The sequence below is a fragment of the Brevundimonas sp. genome, from assembly GCF_031082345.1.
Taxonomy (GTDB): Bacteria; Pseudomonadota; Alphaproteobacteria; order Caulobacterales; family Caulobacteraceae; genus Brevundimonas.
Map to the genome: position 1 here is coordinate 2,631 of NZ_JAVHLH010000187.1, position 3,178 is coordinate 5,808.

Annotated in this window: 2 protein-coding genes; both read right to left on the minus strand. The window is 63.9% G+C overall.

The window, feature by feature from the left end; genetic code table 11:
- Positions 1-1,453: 1,453 nt before the first annotated feature.
- The gene (gene virB11 / locus RDU12_RS11640; RefSeq protein WP_300289378.1) at positions 1,454-2,452 is read right to left on the minus strand and encodes a P-type DNA transfer ATPase VirB11; all 999 of its coding nucleotides are present in this window, start codon (positions 2,450-2,452) and stop codon (positions 1,454-1,456) included.
- Positions 2,449-3,178: TrbI/VirB10 family protein (locus tag RDU12_RS11645; RefSeq protein ID WP_308684722.1), on the minus strand; the 730-nt coding region annotated here is incomplete at its 5' end. The genes virB11 and RDU12_RS11645, both read right to left, overlap by 4 nt.

Here is a 3,178-nt window from a genome sequence, read left to right on the forward strand (position 1 = left end):
TGGGGGCGATGCCCATGGATTTATGGGAATGATTGCGGAAGCTGGGGGCGGACGTGCTGCAGCCAATGCGTTCCTGCCGTTGGACGTGGCGCTCACCTCCGCGACCTCTCTGGCAACTGCGAGCGAAGGCGCAGCTCGGGGACAAAGCAGTGATGTCGTTTTTGTCAATGTCACGGCACCCCTCCTTGGGGCATGGGCGGGCGCCCGGGGCGGGGCTACACTCGGTGCGCTCTTCGGTGTCGAGACAGGACCTGGGGCGATTGCCTTGGGATTCGCAGGTGCCGTCGTTGGCGCCGTTGGCGGAGAAGAAATTGGTGAGGGATTTGCTAACGGATACGAGAGATTAAGAGGGCAGTACTGCAGATGATGGCTGCCCAAAAATTCTACTATAGAGCTGCTGCTATAGTGCCAAACTATATCGGGTTCTTGGTATTGATGATATTTGCCTTATGGTCGCCATTTCCCTCTACCTACTTAAGATTCTTTGAGAGCCCGCTTGGGGTTATTGTCCTATATGCCTGTGCGGCGGTGATCTGCGTTGTACTCGTGTGGAAGCTTCCGACCTTTTTTAGAGCATTAACGAGAACGCCAGCTATAGAGTATGATGGAAAAAATCTCCTGGTAAGGGGTTTTCAGAACAAGTTGTTTGATATTCGGCCAGATCGGCCCATCTCGCTTAGCCATGATTTACATGGTAGGATGGTAATCTCTTCAGATGGGCGAGCTTTGGCCCATATATACTTGGGGCACATTGAAGATCCGAAATCTCTCGTCTCCTTCCTCCAAGGATTGGCCAACCCTTGAGCGGGTGGGTGCAAATGGCCTTCATGAGGGGACTGAATGCCAGGACCTTGAGCCGATTAATGCTGGAAGGGCCGAGACAGCGCACGAGGGGATGACCGGTATGTTTTTCGGCGGAGTGCTCTGAGGCGCTTAGTTCGGGCATGTTGTAGCCGCCATTCTTCGTCGGGCGTGCAAGAACCGGCTTGCTCGTTTTCTCTCATGCCTCCACTCGCAAGGAGGAAATGGCGGTGGTGGCGGGGGTCTGGTACGTGGTCTCGCCTGGCCGATCGCGCAAGCCAAACGGCAACTGCCGTTGACACTGGAGGTCGCCCCGGTTTCCCACTCAAACACTGTTGCCCGGCTGCTGGAAAAGAGGGCACGCAACTGTTCCTGAGATAGCCCGAGTTCTGCCGACGACGTCCTAGCCGCACGGATAGCCGAGCAGGCACTTGTTCAGTTGATGCGGCTGCGCAGAAGCCAACGCCAAGACACAGTCGGCGGGCTCACCAGGATCGGGCCCAGGAGAGGTTGGGTCCGTGAACCTTGCGGGGGCACTCGATTCTGCTGCGCCTAAGTGCGCTCATTATCCGAGGTACGATTTGACATGGAGCACCGTTGCACAAAGTACCCCCTCCTCGCGGCACGCTGGCTTCCGTGAGGGGATCGTTACTCATGGCGCGTCTCTCAGCCTGATCTCCGAAACCCTCCTTCGCCCCGCCACGCGGGTCAGCTGAACGAACACATCTATCGTCGAGCGCACATAGTGAAGCACATCGTCCCGCTGGAGGCGCGTGCCGCCCTGCAGGACCAGCAAGGCGATCTGTTCGACGGCGCGTTGGGGGCTGTCTGCGTGCACGGTCGTCATCGATCCAGGGTGCCCGGTGTTGACAGCACGTAGGAAGGTATAGGCCTCCGGTCCTCGCAGCTCGCCGAGGATGATCCTGTCCGGGCGCATCCGCAGCGAGGCGTTCAACAGATCCTCCGCAGTCACGGCCGCCTCGCCGAGCACGCTACGGGCGGCGAGCAGGCCAATCGCGTTGCGGTGCCGCATGTGCAGCTCGGGGGTGTCTTCCATGAAGATCAGCCGCTCATTCGGCGGAATCTCGCGGATCAACGCATTGAGGAAGGTGGTCTTTCCCGTGGACGTCCCGCCCGAGACAAGGATGTTGCGACGGCCTTTAACGGCCGTGGACAGCAGACCTGCGAGATCACCGGCCTCCAGAAGCCCCCGGAGACGCGTGTCGACCTCGCCCTGAGCCCGCGCGCCGCCGCAATGGACGCCCTCGAAGGCGCCGGCCGCGACGTAGTCGGACAGGTCGAGATCCGACGACACATGTTTGCGGATGGCCAGGGCCAGATCGCCGCGCGTCGCCGGCGGGACGATGACCTGCACCCGTTCGCCGCCCGGCAGGGTCGCGGACAGGATCGGGTGCTCGCGATTGACGCCCTGGTGGGTGAAGGCGGCGATCTGGCCGGCGAGCCGGGCGAGGACGTTGCGGTCGAGACCCGCAACCTGGTGACGTTCGATCGCCCCGCCGAGGGTTTCCGCCCAGAGCTCTCCGGGCCGGTTGACGTAGATGTCCGTCACCTCCGCTCGCCCGAGGATTTCGGCGAAGGGCGCCAGATAGCTGCGAAGATAGACCTGACCCTCGGGTGGTTCGTCCTTCACCGGCCGGCCTCGCTGGGCGGGAATTCCAGATCGCGCGCGACGAACACCGTCACCCGGGCGCCCGCGGCCACCCGCAGCGTGGGGCGCGGACCTGTTTCGGCCGTCAGCGCCTCGGCGCCGGGGGAGCCCCCCGGCAGGATAATCACGGATCCGTCGCCGCCAATCCTCTGACCGACCAGATTGCCGCCGACGTTGAGGATCGTCCGGAGCAGGGCGCCGCCGAACCGCTCAAGGGAATGGCTGTCGACCCGCCCCTCGATGCCGGCGCGGCCCTCCATGTCGGCGGCGGGCGAGGCGATGGCGATGGTGACGCCGTCGGGCCGCACAAGCCGGGTCCATTGCACCAGAGCCCGGTTCTGACCCGCGGACATGTCGGCCTGATAGTCGCCGAACACCCGGGTGCCGCGCGGGATCAGAACCTGGCTGCCGTCGAACCCCCGGACGTCACGGGAGACGATCGCGCGGACATGCCCCGGCCGGGTCGAGTCGAGCGCGGTCTCGAGAACGGCCGGGATCAACGTCCCTTGCGGGACCGTCGTCGAAGGCCGACCTAGCCGCGCGGCGACCGCCGCCCTCCCGTTTTCGCCCGCGCTTTCCGCGGCCGCTACGGTCGTGTCGACGACCAGGACGGGTCCCCCCGAGGTCACCGGCGGCGCCGGCGGCGGCTGGGGCGGTGCGTAGGCGGGGGGCGCGGGCGCATAGCTGGGCGGGGGCGGCTGCGGGACG